The organism is Streptococcus sp. HCA-5024 (assembly GCF_037890265.1).
Classification (GTDB): domain Bacteria; phylum Bacillota; class Bacilli; order Lactobacillales; family Streptococcaceae; genus Streptococcus; species Streptococcus lingualis.
Genome location: NZ_JBBKBR010000002.1, coordinates 285,490 through 305,987, shown reverse-complemented (window position 1 = coordinate 305,987; position 20,498 = coordinate 285,490). Strand labels below are relative to the sequence as shown.

The window sequence follows — 20,498 nt, the reverse complement described above, 5'->3', positions numbered from 1 at the left end:
GTGTCACAGAAGGAGCTTTAAATAAAATTCCTTCCGTTATACTCCCACTGTGATAAAGAATTCTAACCCAGTTTCTTCAGTCGAAATATTTTTTTAAAAGCAGATTTTACACTCTTTATTAGAGCTTTTCGGCTGTTTAAAAAATCCGTATCTTTCTGATTTACTTTTTTATGACACAATTCATCAACCTCAATCTTTTCAGTAATATTAGCATAAACTCTCTCAAGAGAATATCTCTCTTTTAAACTTGGAACAGATTGTACTGCTTCAAATTTCTCTTGATCAAATCCATCAAGGACCTCTGAGATCATTCTAGTTAAAGCATTTAAATCACCCAAAGGGTAGATACGACCTTGCTCATTCATATATTCAAAAGCAGATTTATGCCCCGCATTATCTGATAAAATTGTTGGAATACCATTTAAAACAGACTCAACATAAACAAGACCAAACGTCTCCATACTAGATGGAAAAACAGCTAAATCCTTATCAGTAATCTCCGACCAAGGATCATCTAAATACCCAAAAAATGAGATATTTTTCAAATCTTGCTCTGCTATATAATCATCGCAGAGTTGTTTGTAATCCTCATCCCATGCGCCTAAAAATACAAGTTCGGTTCCTGCTCGATTAAGCATCTGAAAAGCTTTAATTAACTCAAGCTGATTCTTTCTCTGAGTCAAGCGACCAACCGAAACAATACGATGTTGGTCATTAGATTCAGTTTTTACATCTTCTTTTGGTTCAATTTGAGTATAAGGTGCAAAGGAATAAATCTTCCTATTTGGAAAATACTTTTCTAAATCCTCAGTTAAAGCTCCTGTTACAGCAAATATTTCATCAGAAAACTTATCTATAAAGTCTAGTTTTTCTTTGTAGTAACCGAACTCCCCCTCAGGAAATTCATGAATCAACCAAAAATGTTTGACATTCTCAAAAGCGGCAGCAAGTGCTCCTTGAAAGACGTTGACTGTATTACTGATGACAAGTTCCACCTTGTTATCTACAATAATATTTTGAATATCTTTGACATTTTTATTATAAGAATTCACTCGTATAAAATGATTAGCCGGCAAACCACCCGGTGCTTCTTCCCACCACCATTTGACAGCTGAAAGACCATAGGTCTCAATCCCTTTTTTCTGAAGTCCTACTTGATACTCTTCTTGAGATGGAACTTTATAATCAGGAAAAACGTTTAATACACGATAACCTTTTTTCACAAGAAATTCCATCAGATTCACAATTGAAATTTCAGCACCATTATCCAACGTTCCTGTTGGTGAAATGAATAGAATTGTTTTGGCCATAATTTTCTCCTACATCCAATAGAATGGAATTATCAAAAAAATGGAAATTAGAAAATTTAGTAGTAGTGTTATGGTTGAAATTTTTAAAACTTTATTTTGCGAGATTTCAAAATTTCCTAAATTTGCCACTAAAGGTAAAAAGAGGATTAAAAATGGTGTAAAATATCTCCCTTGAGAACCAACTGAAACAGAAGCCCCGTGTCCAAGAACAATCGGTGTCCATTGAAGGTACATAACTGTTACAGTAGCTAGAACTTGAATTGGAAACAACCAGGCTGCAAAAATTGAAAAATCTTTTGAAAAGAAATCTTTTTCATTAGCTAAGAAAATTAAAACCAATACTGCTATATCTATAAAAATCAGCCATAGAGGTAACTGCAATGTAAAGTTTCCTAAATAACCAAAAACTCCTATTGTGAGAATAGAATTTAAATCTCCATTTTGCCTTGCATTTACAAGTGTATTTAAAAGGACATGAATATAATGGACGAGACCACCTTCATTTCTCATTAAAAATTGTAAAATGAAACCTATTGTTATAAGTAGTAAAAGATAAAAGACAAACTTATATCTAGAAACTATAATCTTTAATGACTTAAACGGTCTATTTAAAACTTTTAATACACCCTTAAATTCAAATGATACAAAAGGTATCAAACCTAATAACAAAATATTATTTGGTTTTGTTGCTAGAAGCAAAATCGCAAGGCCGATCACTTGAACAAAATTACGATTGGTAAATCGTTTCGAATAGGCGAGATTCGTTATAAAACCAAAAGCCAACATCACTTCCAAGTAATTCATCACATCATAAGAAAGAGATGAAGCTTGTTGGACCATAATTGGTAATAGTGATATAAACATCAAGGCTGTCTTTCCATACTTAAAATAACGTATTAAAAAGTATAACCCAAGTATATAAGCTAATGCATTAAAGATACGCCCCATATAAATGATCATCCCAACCGAGGGACTAATCCAACTTCCTATCGTCATCCCAATTAATTGAGGTAAAAAAGAAATCGTTTTTAGACTAATACCAAATTTAAATGGCTCATTCTTCATTTCAATTTTGCGTGCTAGAAGTTGTTTATATTCCTTTGGTTTAACCTTATCATTACTTGGTATCTCATCCATCCACTTAAAGGAATTCTCCGTTGGTTTGTGGAAAGTCTCCCAAGTCATACGCGCGTGGTTCATTTCATCTGGCACACGATTAATCGGAAACAGAAACATAAATGAGAAAATAAAAATCGTTGCTAATATGAAAAATAAATTTTCAACTTTTATCTGTTTAATTCTGTTCAAAATAAGTCACCATTTCATCTTTCTTGCTTAAGGTACAATTTTCAAGGACTGCTCGGTATGCTGATTCTGCTAAGTTTTGCCTTAATTCTGGAGATAAAACTAAAGCTTCTAGCTTGTCAAACCACTGATCATCAGTAACTAACAGACCTGTTTCACCATCAATAACCATATCCGAGAAAGCTCCTATCTTGCTTGCTACTGTTGGTACTTTCACCAAAGCAGCTTCAATCCACTTAATCTCAGATTTGGCACGATTAAAGATAGAATCCACAAGCGGTGCCAGGTTAATATCAACCTCGCTAATCAATACAGGTAATTTGTCCCAGCCCACATAATCGTGAGTGACAATTTGATTTTCAAAGGGCTTCATATCTTTTGGAATATCAAGAATTCCGACAATATGTAATTGAACATTACTGTTTTTTTTAAGCAGTTGCTTAATTGCTGGTTTAATCAATTCAAAATTCTCATTATGACTTATTGAACCAGAAAAATAACCAATCTTAACCACGTCTGAGACTTGAGAATAGTCCTTAAGAAATTGACTACTGATAGAGATTAACTCATCAGAGGCTAGATTACGATTCAGCAAAACCTTGCTTTGATACTTCTTCAACTCTTTTTGCAACTGATTCGTTGAAGTAATAGCACCGTCACAGTTCTCTAGCATGTAACCATAGTTTCGAACATTAGCATCATAATTTTCCTTCTCATGGTGTGGTAATCCTTTAGTATAACTCAATTGATCAGTATATAGCGTATCAAACACCAAATCATCAATATCAAAGAAAATTGGTTTTCCATAGTCCTTTGCCAAATGGCAAAGACGGAGTAGTTCAGGAGAAATTGGTGACCGATATATGATAATATGACTTGCATTTTGAGCTTGAGTCAATTCGAATTCTGATAAATTTACTACCTTAACTTTAAATCCATGTTTCCGTAATTGCTCTGCTTTATTTAAAACACGATAGCGCGTACATTGTGGAATAATATTTTCAACACCATCAATCAATAAAATATATTGTTCACGAGGAACAGCTTTGAATTTATTGACAATATCTTGCAAAATTGACACTGGGTAATCTGTCTTCTCAGCAACATACTCTAGCAAATCCGGAACTTCTGACTCACGCTCAAGACCTTGCCACAAGAATTGATCCTCATCATAATTTTTCAAAGCTGTGTATTTGACCAAAGGGCTACCTGCTTTAAGCATCCTCAACGGGTGAATATACATAGCAGAATCTTCGTATTCTTGCACCACAGCATCGAAACGATAACCTAAATCAGAAAAATACTTGGTAAAACGTGTCTCATGTCGACCAATAGCCTTATCGCGAGAATCTGTGTCTGTCAAATGTGTCCAATATTCATAAAAAGCATCATCATTTAACATGAGCTTTTCAATAACTAGAAAATACGACTGAAGGTGCTTAGGAATATAGCCGTATGGGTTCTCCTTCGTAACATCTTCTTGCTCTTCTCCAAATGAAATACCCCAGAAATCAAGATGCTTATCAGTCATCTCTTGACAAACCTGAGACAGATCCCTCATCGGTCCAATATTGGTATCATTGACCAAGAACAGTTGATCGTAATCTTTAAGCTTATCTTTACCAAGAGCAAAGATCCCCTCTCTAAAGGCTGCTGTGTCATATCCCTTATTATCACGAGTCAAAACCTGTCCATAGGGTTCAAGTGTATTGATATCTTCAACATGAAGCTGACCGTTTACAACAACAATGACATCATCCATCAACGGGGACAAGGCCTGTAAAAAACGTAATTTGTATTCTTGCAACCGATTTTCAGATTCGAAAATGACATAGACTAGTGCTCTTTTACCAGAAAATGACAGAGCAGACCGTTGACTATTTCTAAGACGACGTAACCGATGAACCTTAAGTGGGGTCACATGACGACGTAATCTAACAATTTTCTCCTTTGTAGCATTTAAATAAGACTTGATTTTTCGTGGATTTTTTAATAAAACCTTCGTGATTTTAATAGGTTTAATCAGAGAATTCCCAATACGATACGAAAGAGAACTTCGAATCAGTTGTATCTCTTTACGAGCCTCTTTCAATTCTACTACTTGCGTTTGACTCTTACGATAAAGTTGTTTCTGCTTTCTTTGTAATTCTTTTACATATTCAGAAACATCATTATGGTGACTTATTAAACTTTCTAAACGATCTTCTAAAGTCATGAGATTATCACAAACTGCTTTATAAACCTCATGAGGAAGTTTATCCAAATACTTCTCAAGGATCTCAAGATATATTTCATAATGATATTTGACTGAATTACGTAAAGAAATAGATCCTGTTTCAAATACTCGATAAAATAACTTTGTATTTGGTTGGTAACAAGCTTTAGCATTTCTATTAATTACAAGATTCAAGAAAAAATCATAATCTTCCAATTTTTTTCCTGATAAATGTTCATCGTATCTGATTTCACCAAGAATATCTTTTCTAACTAACGAACAATTGGAAATATAATTTGCCGTCAAAAAGCTATATATTTCAAAATTTCTAGCTTTTAAATAAATTTCATCTTTTTCAAAATCAAACAAATCACAATAAACAATATCCGCCTGTTGATTTATTGCACATGAATAAAGTTCTTCAACATAGTCATCTGGCAAATAATCATCACTATCAACAAAGAGAAAATATTTTCCATTAATCAGTTCTATACCCTTATTCCTTGTTTTTACAACCCCCATATTCTTATGAGATTCAAACTTTACCTCGAAAGGCGAATCCTTTAAAGTCTTAAGAATAATCTGCTTAGATCCATCTGTAGACCCATCGTCCAGAACAATTAGTTCGATATTTTGATAAGTCTGTTTAAAAACACTTCGTAAGCATTGCTCAATATACTTTTCGTGATTATAACAAGTTACAATCACAGAGATTAAATTTTTCATTATTTCCGTCCAATTTGTTTAATAAAACATCAATTAGTATATGATAATTACTAATACTACTGTACTTCGAGGATTGCCTTTTAGCAATCTTTAAAAGTATAATCAAATTAATTATACTATATTTTAACCAAAAAAGAAAAGCAGCTCTACAGCTACTTCTATTTTTCAAAATACAAAAATTAATTATTCGTCTTCTGACTCTTCACATATTGTCTCATCAGCAACTTGGCCATCCATTTGGGCCAGAAGAGTTCATACATGTATAGATCTTCTTTACTACGCGTATTGTCTGCAATGGTTTTTGATGTTTCAGACTCTCCATGGATACGGTGGCACATGAGCTTGTCAGATACATAAGCGAAACGACCTTTATACTCGCTGATCTTATACCATGCGTACCAATCCAAACTCACTCTCATCCCTTCATCAAAATAGAAATTCTTCAAATTTTCACGATTATAGGTGACAGCTGGACAACAAATCGGATTCCCAAAAGCCATCACACGGTTTCGCCAAAAGTGACTAGCAGGAAAAAGATTCATGGTTTTTAACATCAAGGTTTTGATCTTCAGATTTGTATTCGCAGGAATTTTATGGCCATCTTTTTCTTCAAAATAATCAGAATACCCAATCAACACATCTTGATTTTTTTCCATCTTAGCCAAAACTTTCTCAGCATAGTCCGGCTCATAATAATCATCCTGATGGGCGATGGTAGCATACTTCGTCTCTACAAAAGACATGGCATTGTTCCAATCCTTACCAATCCCACCACCCTGCTTGGTGTAAAATGGAATAGCATAACGCTTACAAAGTTCTTTGATCGAGTCCAGTGGTGTTGAACTATAACAGATAATCTGTGATTGGAGAGTTTGATTCTTCAAAGACTGAATACAAGCTTCCAAGTATTCGCTCTCTCCATAAGCACAGATCACCCAGGTATGATTACTGTTCATCATTCTCCTCTTTCGTTTCTACTTGACTTTTTAAAATAGATAATTCTTGAACTAAATGCTTTATCTGTTCTTTTTGTTTTGACAAAGTCATGGTTTGCAAAAATCCAATGACCAACAGGAAAAAAATAGTAAGAGACAATAGAAAATTGGAGGTCAATTCAAATCCAAGTAATTTAGCAAAGTATCCAGGAATAGAATCAAACACTGAAATTACAATCATGACAAGACTGATAACAATCCACATGAATGCCTGTTCAAATAAGATATTATTTTTGTTGATATTTCTAATGACTAAATAAAGGAAAAAGATCGAAGCTATCAACATCACAATAGATAAAACTGACATTATTCACTCTCCTTCATAAAGGCTGCGATAAGAATTGATGAACATACTTCTATCATGTAACGAATAGACTTGATAGGGGTGATGGAGGATACTCCACCTGTACGTTCAAACATATTAGCAGGTTTTTCCACAACCTTATATTTACGTTTCAAAATGTGAACAATAGTTTCTGGTTCAGGATACTTGATTGGATAACGCATAGCGAACTGTTTAATAACAGCTTTATCAGCTAAACGATAGCCCGATGTCGTATCTAAAACTCTTTGTCCAGTTGTCCATTTAATCAGATTAGAAATGACGCTAATACCAAAACGTCGCATAAAAGTCGTCTGAAATTCAGACTTAACATCACCAACAAAACGAGAACCAATTACTAGGTCTGCTTCATTTTTTTGAATTGGTTCTAGCAAATCTGATAAGGATTCAATATCATGCTGACCATCGCCATCAAATTGAACCGCTACATCATAATCATTCTCTAGTGCATATTTATATCCTGTTTGAACCGCACCGCCAATCCCAAGATTCATCACAAGATGAACAGCGTTAAAATGATTCTCTTCCAAAATTTGTTTTGTCTTATCCGTTGATCCGTCATTGATCACAACATAGTCCAAATCAAAATCAACTTTCTTGCGGTAATTCACAATACTTGTTACTGTATCGAAAATACTTTCCTCCTCATTGTAGGCAGGAATTATCATTAAAACTCTCAACTACTTCTCCTTCCCTTTACAGTAAAACCTCGAAAACAGTGAAACTAATCTCAAATGTTCAAAAGTTCTAAAAGCAATTACAGAAATAACTGTTTGAACTCGTTCCCCAGTTATCTCAGATGATAATGGGGTTAAATTTGAATCAATATTTTCTTTAGAAACCCATTGTTTAATTTTTCTATATTGATCCATAAATGACGAGCTTGAAGCGGCTCTTCCAGAAAAGAGTAAATACCAAATGTAATATCGTTTAATAAAATAGCGAATATATTTTGAATCGCCAGCAACTTGAAGCAAGTGACTCAGGAAATACACAATATCTATATTCGGATTAAAGCCTCTTTGAGATGTGTTTGAGATACTCTTCTCGTTAAAAAACCAATTATAGCCATTATAATCAATTATTTTAATTTTTTCTGTTAAATTGTAAGCAGTCAAAGTAAAGATAACATCTTCACCTATTGGATAATCAAAGAACTGGATATTATTATCTGTTAAAAACGAAGTTCGATAAATACGTGCCCAAGGTGCAACGACTATATACTTAGACCATTCAGATTGTGTTAAATCTTGCTTAAAAAGTGTCTTCATTTCCTGATTAACGCGCTTATAACCACCAAGAACAATATCTAGTTGTTCTTGGTCTATTTCATTATAAAAACGCTCTAAATAATCCGAATCAACAAAGTCATCATTATCGATAAAGACAACATATTTCCCTTTAGCAAGTTGTATACCCTTATTTCTAGTTTTAGCAACTCCCTCATTTTCTTTATCTATTACTCGGATAAAATCATTAGCATCCGCATACTCTTTAATAACTTCTAAACTATTATCAGTAGAGCCATCATTTATAAGAATAATTTCAAAATCTGTAAATGACTGATTCAGAAGAGAATCTATACATTGTCTAATTCCCTCTTGTGCGTTATATACAGGAATTATGACTGAAACGGTTGGATTAGACATATTATACTTTTACTTTCTATCTACTATTTTTTATAAAATTTCAGAAGGTAAGAAAATAACCTTGTTGAGATATTAATTCCAAAAATCGAAGTAAAGATACCTGTTATTTTAAATGATTTGTTATTTATATGACTTGAATTTTTCAACAAATACTTATATTGAGTTAGTAAGTCGCGTATTTCTTGATTAAATAGATATGGCTTAACATAAGGTAAAATCGAAATATAAGAAATTGTAAAATAAGTATTTAAGGCTTTACGTTTAACTTCAGAAAGTGACTTTTCATCAGATAAACCTCTACTAATTCCCACAAGAGTATCTAAAACATTTCTTTCTTTCACTACATTTGTTAAACTTCCAGCTCTGTTCTGACGATACATATACTGAGTGCTAGTAATTACAGAAAAACTTTCCATCATTTTCATTATTGATGAACAGTACAGACTATCTTCAGAGACTAAATCCTCAGGAAAACTTAAACCCTTATTAATTAATTCCTTAGAAATACATTTATTCCAATTAGGGCCATTAAATAAACCAAAATTAGTAGCTTCACCTAAGTCTTTTAACCGAGATATCGTAGATTCTTTAATTTCGTTATCGTAATAATAACTATAACCGAAAATAATAACATCTACATGTTCTATAGTAAGCTCACTAGCAATCTGTTTTAAAAAATGACTATCGCTCCAAAAATCATCGCCATCTAAAAACAAAATATAATCCCCCGTAGCTTTCTTCATTCCAGTATTACGCGCCTTCGAAGCACCACCGTTAGATTGGTGAACTACATTAATTTGCATAGATCGTGTCAATAGTTCATCTGCTATTTTACCTGTCTCATCAGTTGAACCATCATCTACAATTATAATTTCATAATTATCATATGTTTGTTTAAGAATACTTTCTACACAGTTTTCTAGATAATTTGCTACATTATATGCTGGAATAATGATTGAAAATTTCATGTCAATTATTTTTTCCTTCTAAAGATTGTATATGGGTTTGTTACAAAATAAATTACTAGGGAAGCAAGAAGCCATGCGATCATTGCACAAAGAAATGATAATGAGGCCCCAAAAATTTCAAATTTTGACACTAGAGGCTTGGCAGTTAAGATTGAGACAATATAACCAACAATAAAGGAAATAACCAAAAAATGTTGCTTCCTAAATATTGTCAAAATATTATCACATACAGTTGAAAAAGTACTTGCAATTCCTCCAAGCAACAAGACGATAAAACTCGTCTGATACTGTTTAAGGTTAGTCCCATATACAATATCCAAAGCTGGGATGGCTATAAAAGCACCAATTAAAAATATTAATGTACAAGTAACAAATAAAATCTTGAAGAGATTATTCTTGTAAGTGACAAAATGAGAAATCTTCTTTTCTTCTAAAAAGACTGCAAGTTGTGTAATCATTGGTCTAAGAAACACAATCATAAGATTCATGGCAAAAATTGGTGTAAACAAAATACTAAAATCTCGCTGAACACCATTTCCAATCAAACCTTGATTAAAAATATCATTCAAAGCATATTTAGGCTGATTATAAATTGAGACCAACAAAAAAGCATTAATAAATAAAGGTAAACAATCTTTCAATACATTGATAATATTACTCAACCTAACACTCTTAAGATTTAAGCGATGGAAGACTTTTGAATGAGGATAATCAAATAGAGCAATAAAAACAAATGAACTGATGGTTTGTGCGATAACAGACCACAATAGATTTTTAGAGATAACTAAAGTTAAAGCAAATACGATTGTTGAAATGTTATTTCTCAGGAAAAGGGACTTCCCTGCAATATCCAGACGTTCTTTCTGCTGAAACAATCCTTGAAAAACATCTGATAAGGCTTCACTAACTCGGAAAAAAGAGACCCAAAAAATTATTCCTAGATTTGAGTGAGTATTAGTATTAAAAATTAAATACGTCACTAAAAGAAGAACCATAACAACATTAGAAATGATTCTTGTGACAAAATAGGTATCAAAAGAATACTTTTCTCTTATATCTGTTGCTTGAAAATCTCTGACTTGAAAACTTGCTACAATAACAAAGAGATTCGCAATTGCATAAGCAAAACTATAGATATCCGCTGAAGCACTATTTAAAGCCCGTGTAACAATAAAAAGAAGTATAACTGAAACAGCAGCTGAAGACATACTTCCTAAAATATTCCAGAAAAAAACCTTTTGAGCAGTTACTTTTTTCAAATATTTCACTCTCTTTCGAAAACTATATTCCATTAATTATATCATATTCTAAATAAAAAAAGAGAGAACAGCATGACACACGTCCTCCCTCTTAGCTCATAAAGTATTCTTATTTCACTTTTTGTTTGTAAAACTCTTTCAAGGCATCTTGCCAAGTTGGAATGACGAACCCTGTAGCCTTAGCCTTAGCCAAGCTCATCGTTGAGTTAAGTGGACGTTTCGCTTTAGCTGGGAATTGGCTAGAATCCACTGGTTTCACTTCAACATCCGTATCTTTGAGGATTTCAACAGCAAAGTCATACCAAGTTGTATCTTCTTCAGCATCATTTGATAGGTGGTAATAACCATATTCCTTACGGTTTTCAGCCAAATAAGTCATAAACTCTGCAAGGGTACGGGTCCAGGTTGGACGACCGTGTTGGTCATTAACAACTGTAAGTATTTTGTGAGTCTTGGCAAGGTTTTGCATGGTGAAGACAAAGTTCTTACCGTAATTTCCAAAGACCCAAGCTGTACGAATGATATAGAAGTTAGACACATACTTCTCAACCAATTCTTCCCCCATACGTTTGGTACGACCGTACTCTGTTTGAGGATCTGGTTGATCGTCTACTTCCCATTCTTGTCCCACTGGTTTTTTACCATCAAAAACGTAGTCCGTTGAGATATAGACCAAGGTTGCACCGTACTTTTCAGATGCCTTTGCTACATTTTCCGTACCAGTCACGTTGATGGCATAGTCCAACTCTTTTCCTTCATCTTCAGCAGCATCAACAGCTGTATAGGCAGCACAGTGATAAACCAAGGTTGGTTTCACTTCTGCGAAAACCTCATCTACTTTTTCTGCATCTGTGATATCCATTTCAGCCACATCAACAGCTACATATTCTTCATTTCGTTCATCCAACAAATGGCGAAGCTCTGTCCCAAGTTGACCATTTGCACCTGTAATTAAAATCATGGTAAAATCTCCTTAAAAATTTATTTTAACATTCGTTAAAATTTAGTGTATTTATTGTTCATTAGCAAACTAAATTCTATTTCATTATAACAAATAATTGATCATCTTTAGATAAAATATCGTATAATTTTGTAGTTTCAACTTTTCTATAACTAGAATCTATCTGATTTATATCAAACATTTTAAAATCAACATCTAGTTTCGTTAAGCTATTAAATCGCATCGTCATATCCCAGGAGATATTTGTATTTGGCATAATTAGGCTACTAATCATGGGGTAAACAAGAGCTGAATTTTCGTATATAGGTGAATTTGATATAAACCTATTAATATTAACCACCCTATTTTCCGCTGAAACATACTTATTAAGTGTACTGCCTAACATGACACTCTGTGTTTCGAATGTTTTATTTTGTTGCTTTAAACTATCAACATAAATGAACGAGAATGACAACACATAGTATACACTCAATAATATTAAGAATTTTTTTGATATTTCAAAGAAATGAAATTTAGTCGAAATCCCTAAGGTTACAATCAAAATGATTGATGAGAAGATTCCCAATCCATATTCATATCTAGGTCTTAAAAGATAGAACTTTTCTAAAAGAATTAGGTAAGAACCATAACTAAAGATACAGCCTAAACATAACCAGGAAATTGCTAAAACTGTTTTTGTCAATTTCTTTTCTTTACTTATCAAATAAACAGATATAATTAAAAAAATAATTAAAATAGCAGCAAGAACTATCCAAATATTCGAACTTTGATTGTAAATATTTTTTAAATACCCCTTTGCGTTATTAAATAACGTAGCTGGAATATCTAACAATCCAGGAATCCTACCTTGGTCTGCGAAAATTGGTGGCTTAATTGTAATTTGAACTTTATATAAAATCATACCTAGAATATACGATACGGATGATATAATAATCCTTTGAATATTCAATTTATTATCATTTAGAAATTCTAAAAATACTAAGGTTAGGACAACCAAAATATAAATCCCTGAAGATGCTTGATAAGAATTACACATTAGAAAAATACATAATATCGAGCTCAAACTAAACAATTTGTTGGACTTCAAAAAAATGAATGGCAAGATAGACACAAATACACTCAAGGACATGAAAGGATTATCGAATCTAAAACTCAATGGCTCCAAGAACCAAGGATTTAAACCGACAATAGTTGATGATAGTGCAGTGAACCAATCTATCTTCTTATAGGGAAATAAGATAAATAATAATAAAATACTTGTAATACTTAAAACAATAGACGAAATAATATTTGTTGTCAAACCAGGGTCAGTTAAGTGGGTTCCACCCTGAATAAAACGAGATGTTATTTCACTAAAATATCGGGAATAATGTTCAGAAAATCCTGTGTAGCCTTGAAGTTGTCGACCAATATCGTCAATATAAGGAAATTCTGCTAAACTAATATTTATATTTACAAGTAAATAGATAACAAAAATGAGGTAACACGCAGCTCTATTTCTTTTTATATACTCAAAAAGATTCTGAAATATTGATTTACAATCATCAACCATTCTTTATTCCTCATCTTTCACAACATAAACTGGCCGTTTCTTAGTTTCCATAAATATTTTACCAACATATTTACCTAAAATCCCGATGGTTAGTAATTGGAAGCCTCCTAGGAAAAGAATCACTGTCATGAGGGATGGCCATCCAGAAGTGGGATCTCCAAACACTAGGGTACGGATCACAATCAAAATCACCATGATAAAGGCCAAAATCCAAGACAACAGTCCACCAATAAAGGCAATATTTAGTGGAGCATCAGAAAAATTGACAATTCCTTCGATCGAGTATTTGAAGAGGGACCAAAAATTCCAAGACGTCTCTCCTGCCACGCGCTCAACATTTTTATATTCGAGGTACTCTGTCTCAAATCCTACCCAGGCAAAAATTCCTTTTGAAAAGCGATTGTATTCTGATAACTCTAGAATCGCATCGACCATGGGACGGCGCATCAAACGGAAATCACGCGCACCGTCGACCATTTCTACTTGACTGATATGATTGATCAATTTATAAAACATGCGTGCAAAGAAGGATCGAATTGGTGGTTCGCCATCCCGAGTTACGCGTCGGGTACCGACACAGTCTAATTCTGAATTTTCATCCAATTTTTTCTTCATTTGAAGCAATAACTCTGGAGGATCCTGTAGATCTACATCCATAACTGTGACGAATTCACCATTAGCACGCTCAAGTCCAGCATAGAGTGCTGCTTCTTTTCCGAAATTTCGAGAAAAAGAAAGGTAATGCGCATTTGAATCCGTAACATGTAGCTTTCGAAGAACGGATAGCGTACCATCTGAGGAGCCATCATTTATAAAAATATATTCAAACTTTTCTCCCATCTCCATCCTAACACGTTCCATCGCTTGATAAAATAATGGAATCGATTCTTCTTCGTTAAAACATGGGACTACAACTGATATGGTCATCTCTTACTCCTTGGCTTATTCACTTTCTATTGTAACAAAAAACTCTCATAAACCCTAGTATTTTTCACCCCTCCCCCTTTTCATGGTATAATAGAGTGAATCGATGACGGAAGGACACCTTATGTTAAAGCTGGGAATTATTGGTACGAGTTGGATTTCACACGAATTTATTACAGCTGCTCATCAGACAGGTCACTATCACTTGCAGGCTGTGTATTCGAGAAAGATGAAGACTGCTCAAGAGTTTTGTGAGCCTTATGGAGCGATCTCTTGCTACACGGATTTCATCGACTTCTTAGACAGTGAACTGGATGTGATCTACATTGCTAGCCCTAATTCTCTTCATTTCGCTCAGGCCAAGCTTGCTATTCTGGCCAAGAAGCATGTCATCATTGAAAAACCCGCTGTGACCACCCCTTCTGAATGGAAGGAGCTGGTCAAGCTCGCTAATGAGCATCAGGTCTATCTCTTTGAAGCTGCCAGAAATTACCAAGAAGAAGCCTTTCAAGTAGTTAAAAACTTCCTCTCTAACCAGGAAATACTGGGCGCCAACTTCACCTTTGCCAAATATTCTTCTAAATTGCCTGCCCTTCTTGCAGGTGAGATGCCCAATATTTTCTCAGATGTCTATGCAGGTGGAGCCTTGATGGATCTGGGAGTCTACTGCCTCTACTTGGCGATCGGCTTCTTTGGAGAACCGATCTCCAGCCACTACACCGCTCAGCAATTACCCAATTCGGTTGATCTCTATGGTCAAGGTGTCTTGATTTATCCAGAGTTTCAGGTTGCCATTCAGGCAGGGAAAAATATCACCAGCCATCTACCTGCTGAAATCTACACCAAGACTGGAACACTAACTCTCAATGCTGTAGCAGCCATCAACCAGGCTCGCTTCGTCAGCCATTCTGGGGAAGTCATCGACCTTCCGATCCAGTCCTGCCCACACCAAATGCAAGAAGAGGCGGAAGCCTTTGCCCTTGCCATCGCTCATCAAAAGCCAGCTGCTTATCTTGAATGGTTACAAACAGCTGAGCAGGTCCATGAAACCCTCTACCAGATGCGTCAAAGCGCTGGAATACAATTTAAGGATGAAAAAGAATGAAAGAACAATTTCCACAAAGCTGGAAAGACCAGTTAGAAACACTCGGATTTGATACATTCACTGAAATTCAGGAACAGATCTTCTCCCCTATCTATGAAGGAGAAAATGTCCTCGGGATCAGTCCTACCGGTACTGGTAAGACACTCGCCTACCTCTTTCCGAGCTTGCTCAAACTCAAACCGAAGAAGGCCCAACAACTCTTGATTTTGGCTCCTAATACAGAATTAGCAGGACAAATTTTTGATGTCACCAAACAATGGGCAGAGCCTCTCGGTCTCCAGACACAACTCTTCCTTTCAGGATCTAGTCAAAAACGGCAAATCGAACGCCTCAAAAAAGGACCCGAAATCCTGGTTGGGACGCCTGGTCGGATCTTTGAACTGATCAAGCTGAAAAAGATCAAAATGATGAATGTAGAAACCATCATTTTAGATGAATTCGACCAATTACTGAGCGATTCTCAGTACCACTTCGTCGACAAAATCAGCCACTATGCTCCCCGTGACCACCAATATATCTATATGAGCGCCACAGCCAAGGTCGATCCTGACCAACTAGAGGAAAATACTCTTCGCGTTACGGTTGATGGAGTTTCTTTGGATAATATCCAACATTTTTATATGCAAGTGGATAAGCGGGACAAGGTTGAATTGCTCCGCAAACTCGCCTACGTCGAAGATTTTCGTGGTCTGGCTTTTTTCAATAGCCTGTCTGATCTGGGTAGTGCTGAAGAAAAACTACAATACCGTGGTGTTGAGGCTGTATCGCTCGCCAGTGATGTCAATGTCAAATACCGCAAGGTCATTCTGGAACGCTTCAAAGACCATCAGCTGACCCTCTTGCTGGCCACCGATTTGGTCGCTCGTGGAATCGATATTGAACATCTTGAGTGTGTGATTAACTACGATATTCCTCGTGATGTGGAGACCTATACCCACCGTGCCGGTCGAACAGGACGAATGGGGCGTGATGGCTATGTGATCACCTTTATCACCCACCCAGAAGAACTCAAAGCCTTGAAAAAATACGCTTCTGTCCGTGAACTGGTTTTAAAAAATTCCGAACTCTTTTTAAATGAATAAGAAAATCCTCTGCTAGTGAATGAACTGCAGAGGATTTTTATGTTAATTTCCATTGTAATAGATGCGATGGCTTTCAAGTTGATAATCCAACAACTCATCCACCGTTACAAAGGTATAGCCTTGTGATTTGAGGTAGTCAAGGACGGTCGGTAGAGCATCAATCGTGGTTTGATGGATATCATGCATGAGGATAATCGAACCCGGTTTGACTTCTTTTTTCACTTCATTGAGAATAGCCGTCGTATTATGCGTCTTCCAATCTAGGCTATCCACATCCCACATGATGAAGGATTGGTCGACACCGTATTGGATGGCACTATTGATGGCTCCATACGGAGGACGGGTAATCTTGGTCTGCACACCTGTCGCTTTTTGAATAGCTTCTTGGGTATCCAAGATCTCTTTTTTAGCATTATCCAAGCTCAATTTTGGCAACTGAGGATGATCCCAGGTATGGTTCCCGATTTGATGACCTTCTTTGCGGACTTGCTTAGCAATATCTGGATTCGCACTGACATTTTTTCCGACCATAAAGAAGGTAGCTTTGGCATTGTATTTCTTTAAGATGGCTAGTGCCTGAGGAGTCGTGGTTGGATCTGGTCCATCATCAAAGGTCAGAGCAATCATCTTACGGTGGCGTTCTTCAATATAGGATTCGTAAGAAGCTAGATCATCAGGAAGCAAGCGCTCTGTATCAATCACGTCATAGAATTTAGACAAGGGAACAGTGAAGGTATCATCTCCCTTAACCTTGGTTGGAAATGGAATGGTGAAATTTCCTTTTTCATATTGGAATTCCCATTGGCTCAAATCCAACTCTGAGAAGTGGGCAACCATTTGATCAATGCTTTCCTCATCCAGCTGACGAAAGGCTAGATTTCCTCGTAGTTCCTCCAAAAAGATCTGCTTGGCTCCATCTGGATCCGCAAAAACCTGGCTCAGGGTCAGAGGATTGTTCTCATCATCCAAGTAAAAGAGGGGCAACTTCACCGTCTCATCTTTGATGAATTTCCCTTTTTTGTACTGGTATTCAGCCCGTTTGATTTGGATAGGATGATAACCAACAAAAGGTGCTTCTGCTTCTTCACTATGGTAGAAGGTCAGATGCTTAGGCTCTTTGGTTTTCTCATCGGTTCCTAGACGCTGAAGGTCTTCTTGGATCTTCTCTTTCACAATCTCAACAGGCTGTCCATCTTTAGTAGGATAATAAGCCGTCACATAAGAAGTCCCTAAAATCCCTTCCTGAACTTGAACATCTTTCCCTTTTTCAGAGCTTTTCTCAAGTTGGGTAACCTTAGCAAACTGATCCTGATAGGCTTTTTGTTCACGAACCCTTTGAATCTTTTGATAGCCGATATACAAAAGACTCAGTAAAAGGAGATTTGTAATGATTAATAAAATAGTTTTCGTGTGTTTGAATCTCATAACTTTATTATAGCAAATTTCTCTCGAAAAAACATTCCTTTTTTGTAAATGGTTTCATAAAAAAGAGGGCGACTGTCGTAGCCGACAGCGGCCCTTATTGTTAATCCCTCTTATTTTTCGCGAATGACTTCTACTTTATACCCATCCGGATCTACAACGAAATAGTAATTCGGTTGCGTCCCTGGAAGACCTTTTGGTTCTGTCACTTCATAGCCTTTAGCCTTGTGTTCCGCATTCAAACCTTCTAGATCAGGAGTACTCAAGGCAACGTGAGCATAGCCATCTCCGATGACATATGGACCATGATCATAATTGTAAGTCAATTCCAGCTCATAGTCATCTCCAGGCAAGGCCAAATAAACAATCGTGAACTTGTAGTCTGGGAAATCTTTCCGACGTTTTTCTTCAAAACCAAAAGCATCTTGGTAAAAAGCAATTGATTTTTCTAAGTTTTCTACACGAAGGCAAGTGTGCAACATTTTTGAACTCATAGGTTTTCCTCTTTTCTATTTTTTAAAGATTATGAACGATTTTTTTTACGACTTTCCGTCTTAATGGATAATTTCACTTCAAAGATGGTCCCTTTTGGTTTATTATCTTTGACTTGAATGGTCCCTTTGAAAGCTTCTACGATCTGCTTAGCGAGGGATAACCCCAAACCAAATCCACCTTTTTGACGGGTTCTGGCCTTGTCGACCCGGTAAAAACGATCAAAGATCCGTTTCTTATCCTCATCTCGAATCCCTGGACCATTATCCAGCACTCTCAAAAGAAGATTTTTATCCTTCAACTGGACTTCAAACTGGATCTCGCCATCTTCATCGGTATACTTCAAGGCATTGTCATAGAGAATGGTCATCAACTGCTTGAGGAGCGTTCTATCAGAACAAATGACTTTGTCCACCTGATTGTCTCCTCGGAAGATTTTATCATTTTCTTCCGCAATGATCTCAAAATTCGAGAAGGTCTGATCGAAAAAGCTTGGTTCGATATCTTCCATCTCCGGCTTCAAGCCATCATCTCTTCGGGCGATATTGAGAAGGTTGGTGGTCAAGAGCTTCATATTTCGAACTTCATCTAAGCTAGATGCAATGCTCTCGCTCGATTCCATAATGGTCGCTTCAGGCTTTCTAAAAAGCGTTTCGAGGCGATTTTGCAGGACTGCTAAAGGCGTCCGCAACTCATGGGAAGCATTTTCCACGAAAGCCTTTTGCTTTTGCATACTCTCAAGAAGGGGCTTGACGCTGAGACGTGCTAAGAAGAGACTAGCAAATAACGAGATTCCCCAGAAGCAGATCATGACAAGGGCGATTTGGCTTTCGTGCTCTTCACTGGTCTGCTCTAGCTGACTGATATTGGTCATGACAACCGCATACTTGATATCACTATCACTTTCATCATCAGATAAACTCAACTCTGCCATATAGGCCCTGTAACTTTCTTTTTTCCCATAGCTGTTTGTAATTTGAAGCTGGGAAACCTTGTTGAGGAGCTTTCGACCAAACGTCACTGTTTTGAAGTTTAAAAACCCATTACCGGTTGTCAAGTTTTCATATTTTTTATTGAGCAAAACAACAGTGGTATTGGATGTGACATCCCCTTTAGGTTCTGATTTATCATGATCTGGGATCATCATCTCATGATCATTATCATCTCCTTTGGTATTTGACTGTCGCTGGTCTCGATAAGCAATCGCTACAAGCGAGTAGGGATCCTGACTGAGAGTCTTGAGGTTCTCATCGACCGTTGTATAGAGACTCGAGCGCATGACCTGAATGATAATCAGGGTCATGGCTGAGAATATCAAAGTAAAGAGCCCAAAATATCGGATGAAGTAGGAAAAATCATCTTCCCCGACGGTTTTCTTAATTCTGGTTAGCATCTTTTAAGATATACCCCACACTGCGCAATGTTTGCAAGTTCTCAACGAAATCAGTACCTTTTAATTTCTTACGGATTTTTGAAACATAGACTTCAACCACTGAGATGGTTGTGTCACTATCAAAGCCCCAGAGACGATCGAAGATCTGGGTCTTTGGAAGGATGACATTTTGGTTTTGAAGGAAATAGACCAAAAGATCAAATTCCTTCCCAAGAAGTTCCACTTCTTTCCCATCCACATAAGTCGAATTGGTAGATAAATTGACCTTCAAATTGCCATAATTAAGGGTGTTTTCATTGACCTTTCCTGAGCGCTTCAAGAGAGCTTGAATCCGCATCTTAAGCTCTTCTAGGTAGAAAGGCTTGGTGAGGTAATCGTCTGCCCCTAGCTCAAAGCCGTGCCCTTTGTCATCCAGACTTTCTTTAGCTGTCATGATCAAAACAGGGGTTGTCACGCCTTTTTCACGCAATTCTTTCAAGACATGGAAACCGTCTTTTTCAGGAAGCATCAGGTCCAGCAAAATCAAATCATAGATCCCGCTTTCTGCTTCGTAAAGACCTTCTTCTCCGTCAAAGACCTGCATGACATCCGCAAAATCATCTAAAAAATCAAATACTGAATTTGACAAACCAAGGTCATCTTCGACCAATAGAATTTTAATCATCGTCGTATCCTCTTCTCTTTCGTGAGTGAGTCTTTCTAATCTATTCTTAACCATTATAACACGACTTGCCTTCATTTCCTATAGTTTAGAACCTGGTTTTATGATCAAACTCAGCCTGCCTGAGGAAGGCTAA

18 protein-coding genes are annotated in these 20,498 nt (G+C 36.2%); 2 read left to right on the top strand and 16 right to left on the bottom strand.

Annotated features, from left to right (window positions below; translation table 11 throughout):
• Positions 1-62: 62 nt before the first annotated feature.
• From WKT08_RS05065 to WKT08_RS05010, 12 genes are all read right to left on the bottom strand, one after another.
• Positions 63-1,310, bottom strand: coding sequence for a glycosyltransferase family 4 protein (locus tag WKT08_RS05065; RefSeq protein ID WP_340280502.1), 1,248 nt, complete (start codon positions 1,308-1,310; stop codon positions 63-65).
• Between the two features lie 9 nt (positions 1,311-1,319).
• On the bottom strand, positions 1,320-2,618 hold the full coding sequence (locus WKT08_RS05060) for a DUF2142 domain-containing protein (RefSeq protein ID WP_129299368.1): 1,299 nt from the start codon (positions 2,616-2,618) through the stop codon (positions 1,320-1,322).
• On the bottom strand, positions 2,605-5,556 hold the full coding sequence (locus WKT08_RS05055; protein ID WP_340280501.1) for a rhamnan synthesis F family protein: 2,952 nt from the start codon (positions 5,554-5,556) through the stop codon (positions 2,605-2,607). Before WKT08_RS05055 ends, WKT08_RS05060 begins: the two co-directional genes overlap by 14 nt.
• Before the next feature lie 179 nt (positions 5,557-5,735).
• Positions 5,736-6,512, bottom strand: coding sequence for a glycosyltransferase family 2 protein (locus WKT08_RS05050; RefSeq protein WP_129824188.1), 777 nt, complete (start codon positions 6,510-6,512; stop codon positions 5,736-5,738).
• Positions 6,502-6,858 (bottom strand): DUF2304 domain-containing protein, encoded by a 357-nt coding sequence (locus WKT08_RS05045; RefSeq protein WP_070450533.1) that lies wholly within the window; start codon positions 6,856-6,858, stop codon positions 6,502-6,504. The genes WKT08_RS05050 and WKT08_RS05045 overlap by 11 nt, the downstream gene beginning before the upstream one ends.
• A complete protein-coding gene (locus WKT08_RS05040) occupies positions 6,858-7,574 on the bottom strand; it encodes a glycosyltransferase family 2 protein (RefSeq protein WP_070450529.1) in 717 nt (238 codons plus the stop codon). The genes WKT08_RS05045 and WKT08_RS05040 overlap by 1 nt, the downstream gene beginning before the upstream one ends.
• A complete protein-coding gene (locus WKT08_RS05035; protein ID WP_340280499.1) occupies positions 7,575-8,543 on the bottom strand; it encodes a glycosyltransferase family 2 protein in 969 nt (322 codons plus the stop codon).
• Between the two features lie 23 nt (positions 8,544-8,566).
• On the bottom strand, positions 8,567-9,511 hold the full coding sequence (locus WKT08_RS05030) for a glycosyltransferase family 2 protein (protein WP_340280497.1): 945 nt from the start codon (positions 9,509-9,511) through the stop codon (positions 8,567-8,569).
• A 5-nt stretch (positions 9,512-9,516) separates the two neighbouring features.
• Positions 9,517-10,803 carry an oligosaccharide flippase family protein gene (locus tag WKT08_RS05025; RefSeq protein WP_340280495.1) on the bottom strand — a complete coding sequence of 429 codons (1,287 nt, stop codon included), beginning with the start codon at positions 10,801-10,803 and terminating at the stop codon, positions 9,517-9,519.
• 76 nt (positions 10,804-10,879) lie between these two features.
• A complete protein-coding gene (rfbD, locus tag WKT08_RS05020; protein ID WP_340280493.1) occupies positions 10,880-11,731 on the bottom strand; it encodes a dTDP-4-dehydrorhamnose reductase in 852 nt (283 codons plus the stop codon).
• A gap of 76 nt (positions 11,732-11,807) precedes the next feature.
• Entirely contained in the window at positions 11,808-13,283 is a 1,476-nt protein-coding gene (locus tag WKT08_RS05015; protein WP_340280491.1) for a glucosyltransferase domain-containing protein, read from the bottom strand.
• Positions 13,284-13,286: 3 nt separating this feature from the next.
• Entirely contained in the window at positions 13,287-14,210 is a 924-nt protein-coding gene (locus tag WKT08_RS05010) for a glycosyltransferase family 2 protein (RefSeq protein ID WP_340280489.1), read from the bottom strand.
• A 121-nt stretch (positions 14,211-14,331) separates the two neighbouring features.
• Between WKT08_RS05010 and WKT08_RS05005 the strand changes: the two genes are divergently transcribed.
• Both WKT08_RS05005 and WKT08_RS05000 read left to right on the top strand, forming a co-directional pair.
• Positions 14,332-15,312, top strand: a complete 981-nt coding sequence (locus WKT08_RS05005) for a Gfo/Idh/MocA family protein (protein ID WP_254732587.1) — start codon at positions 14,332-14,334, stop codon at positions 15,310-15,312.
• Positions 15,309-16,394 carry a DEAD/DEAH box helicase gene (locus WKT08_RS05000; protein ID WP_340280484.1) on the top strand — a complete coding sequence of 362 codons (1,086 nt, stop codon included), beginning with the start codon at positions 15,309-15,311 and terminating at the stop codon, positions 16,392-16,394. The genes WKT08_RS05005 and WKT08_RS05000 overlap by 4 nt, the downstream gene beginning before the upstream one ends.
• 42 nt (positions 16,395-16,436) lie before the next feature.
• Here WKT08_RS05000 and WKT08_RS04995 read toward each other — a convergent pair whose 3' ends face one another.
• From WKT08_RS04995 to WKT08_RS04980, 4 genes are all read right to left on the bottom strand, one after another.
• Positions 16,437-17,819 carry a polysaccharide deacetylase family protein gene (locus tag WKT08_RS04995; protein ID WP_340280482.1) on the bottom strand — a complete coding sequence of 461 codons (1,383 nt, stop codon included), beginning with the start codon at positions 17,817-17,819 and terminating at the stop codon, positions 16,437-16,439.
• Between the two features lie 110 nt (positions 17,820-17,929).
• Entirely contained in the window at positions 17,930-18,310 is a 381-nt protein-coding gene (gene gloA, locus WKT08_RS04990; protein WP_003006623.1) for a lactoylglutathione lyase, read from the bottom strand.
• Positions 18,311-18,339: 29 nt separating this feature from the next.
• Complete coding sequence (locus WKT08_RS04985) at positions 18,340-19,701, bottom strand: sensor histidine kinase (RefSeq protein ID WP_049482522.1); 1,362 nt, start codon at positions 19,699-19,701, stop codon at positions 18,340-18,342.
• Complete coding sequence (locus tag WKT08_RS04980) at positions 19,685-20,365, bottom strand: response regulator transcription factor (protein ID WP_021152983.1); 681 nt, start codon at positions 20,363-20,365, stop codon at positions 19,685-19,687. The genes WKT08_RS04985 and WKT08_RS04980 overlap by 17 nt, the downstream gene beginning before the upstream one ends.
• Between the last annotated feature and the right edge of the window lie 133 nt (positions 20,366-20,498).

What these genes read in the sequence shown, in the direction of transcription:
- WKT08_RS05065 (WP_340280502.1), bottom strand. Translation starts at nt 1,310, where the DNA reads ATGGCCAAAACAATTCTATTCATTTCACCAACAGGAACGTTGGATAAT.
- WKT08_RS05055 (WP_340280501.1), bottom strand. Translation starts at nt 5,556, where the DNA reads ATGAAAAATTTAATCTCTGTGATTGTAACTTGTTATAATCACGAAAAG.
- WKT08_RS05050 (WP_129824188.1), bottom strand. Translation starts at nt 6,512, where the DNA reads ATGAACAGTAATCATACCTGGGTGATCTGTGCTTATGGAGAGAGCGAA.
- WKT08_RS05045 (WP_070450533.1), bottom strand. Translation starts at nt 6,858, where the DNA reads ATGTCAGTTTTATCTATTGTGATGTTGATAGCTTCGATCTTTTTCCTT.
- WKT08_RS05035 (WP_340280499.1), bottom strand. Translation starts at nt 8,543, where the DNA reads ATGTCTAATCCAACCGTTTCAGTCATAATTCCTGTATATAACGCACAA.
- WKT08_RS05030 (WP_340280497.1), bottom strand. Translation starts at nt 9,511, where the DNA reads ATGAAATTTTCAATCATTATTCCAGCATATAATGTAGCAAATTATCTA.
- WKT08_RS05025 (WP_340280495.1), bottom strand. Translation starts at nt 10,803, where the DNA reads ATGGAATATAGTTTTCGAAAGAGAGTGAAATATTTGAAAAAAGTAACT.
- rfbD (WP_340280493.1), bottom strand. Translation starts at nt 11,731, where the DNA reads ATGATTTTAATTACAGGTGCAAATGGTCAACTTGGGACAGAGCTTCGC.
- WKT08_RS05015 (WP_340280491.1), bottom strand. Translation starts at nt 13,283, where the DNA reads ATGGTTGATGATTGTAAATCAATATTTCAGAATCTTTTTGAGTATATA.
- WKT08_RS05010 (WP_340280489.1), bottom strand. Translation starts at nt 14,210, where the DNA reads ATGACCATATCAGTTGTAGTCCCATGTTTTAACGAAGAAGAATCGATT.
- WKT08_RS05005 (WP_254732587.1), top strand. Translation starts at nt 14,332, where the DNA reads ATGTTAAAGCTGGGAATTATTGGTACGAGTTGGATTTCACACGAATTT.
- WKT08_RS05000 (WP_340280484.1), top strand. Translation starts at nt 15,309, where the DNA reads ATGAAAGAACAATTTCCACAAAGCTGGAAAGACCAGTTAGAAACACTC.
- WKT08_RS04995 (WP_340280482.1), bottom strand. Translation starts at nt 17,819, where the DNA reads ATGAGATTCAAACACACGAAAACTATTTTATTAATCATTACAAATCTC.
- gloA (WP_003006623.1), bottom strand. Translation starts at nt 18,310, where the DNA reads ATGAGTTCAAAAATGTTGCACACTTGCCTTCGTGTAGAAAACTTAGAA.
- WKT08_RS04985 (WP_049482522.1), bottom strand. Translation starts at nt 19,701, where the DNA reads ATGCTAACCAGAATTAAGAAAACCGTCGGGGAAGATGATTTTTCCTAC.
- WKT08_RS04980 (WP_021152983.1), bottom strand. Translation starts at nt 20,365, where the DNA reads ATGATTAAAATTCTATTGGTCGAAGATGACCTTGGTTTGTCAAATTCA.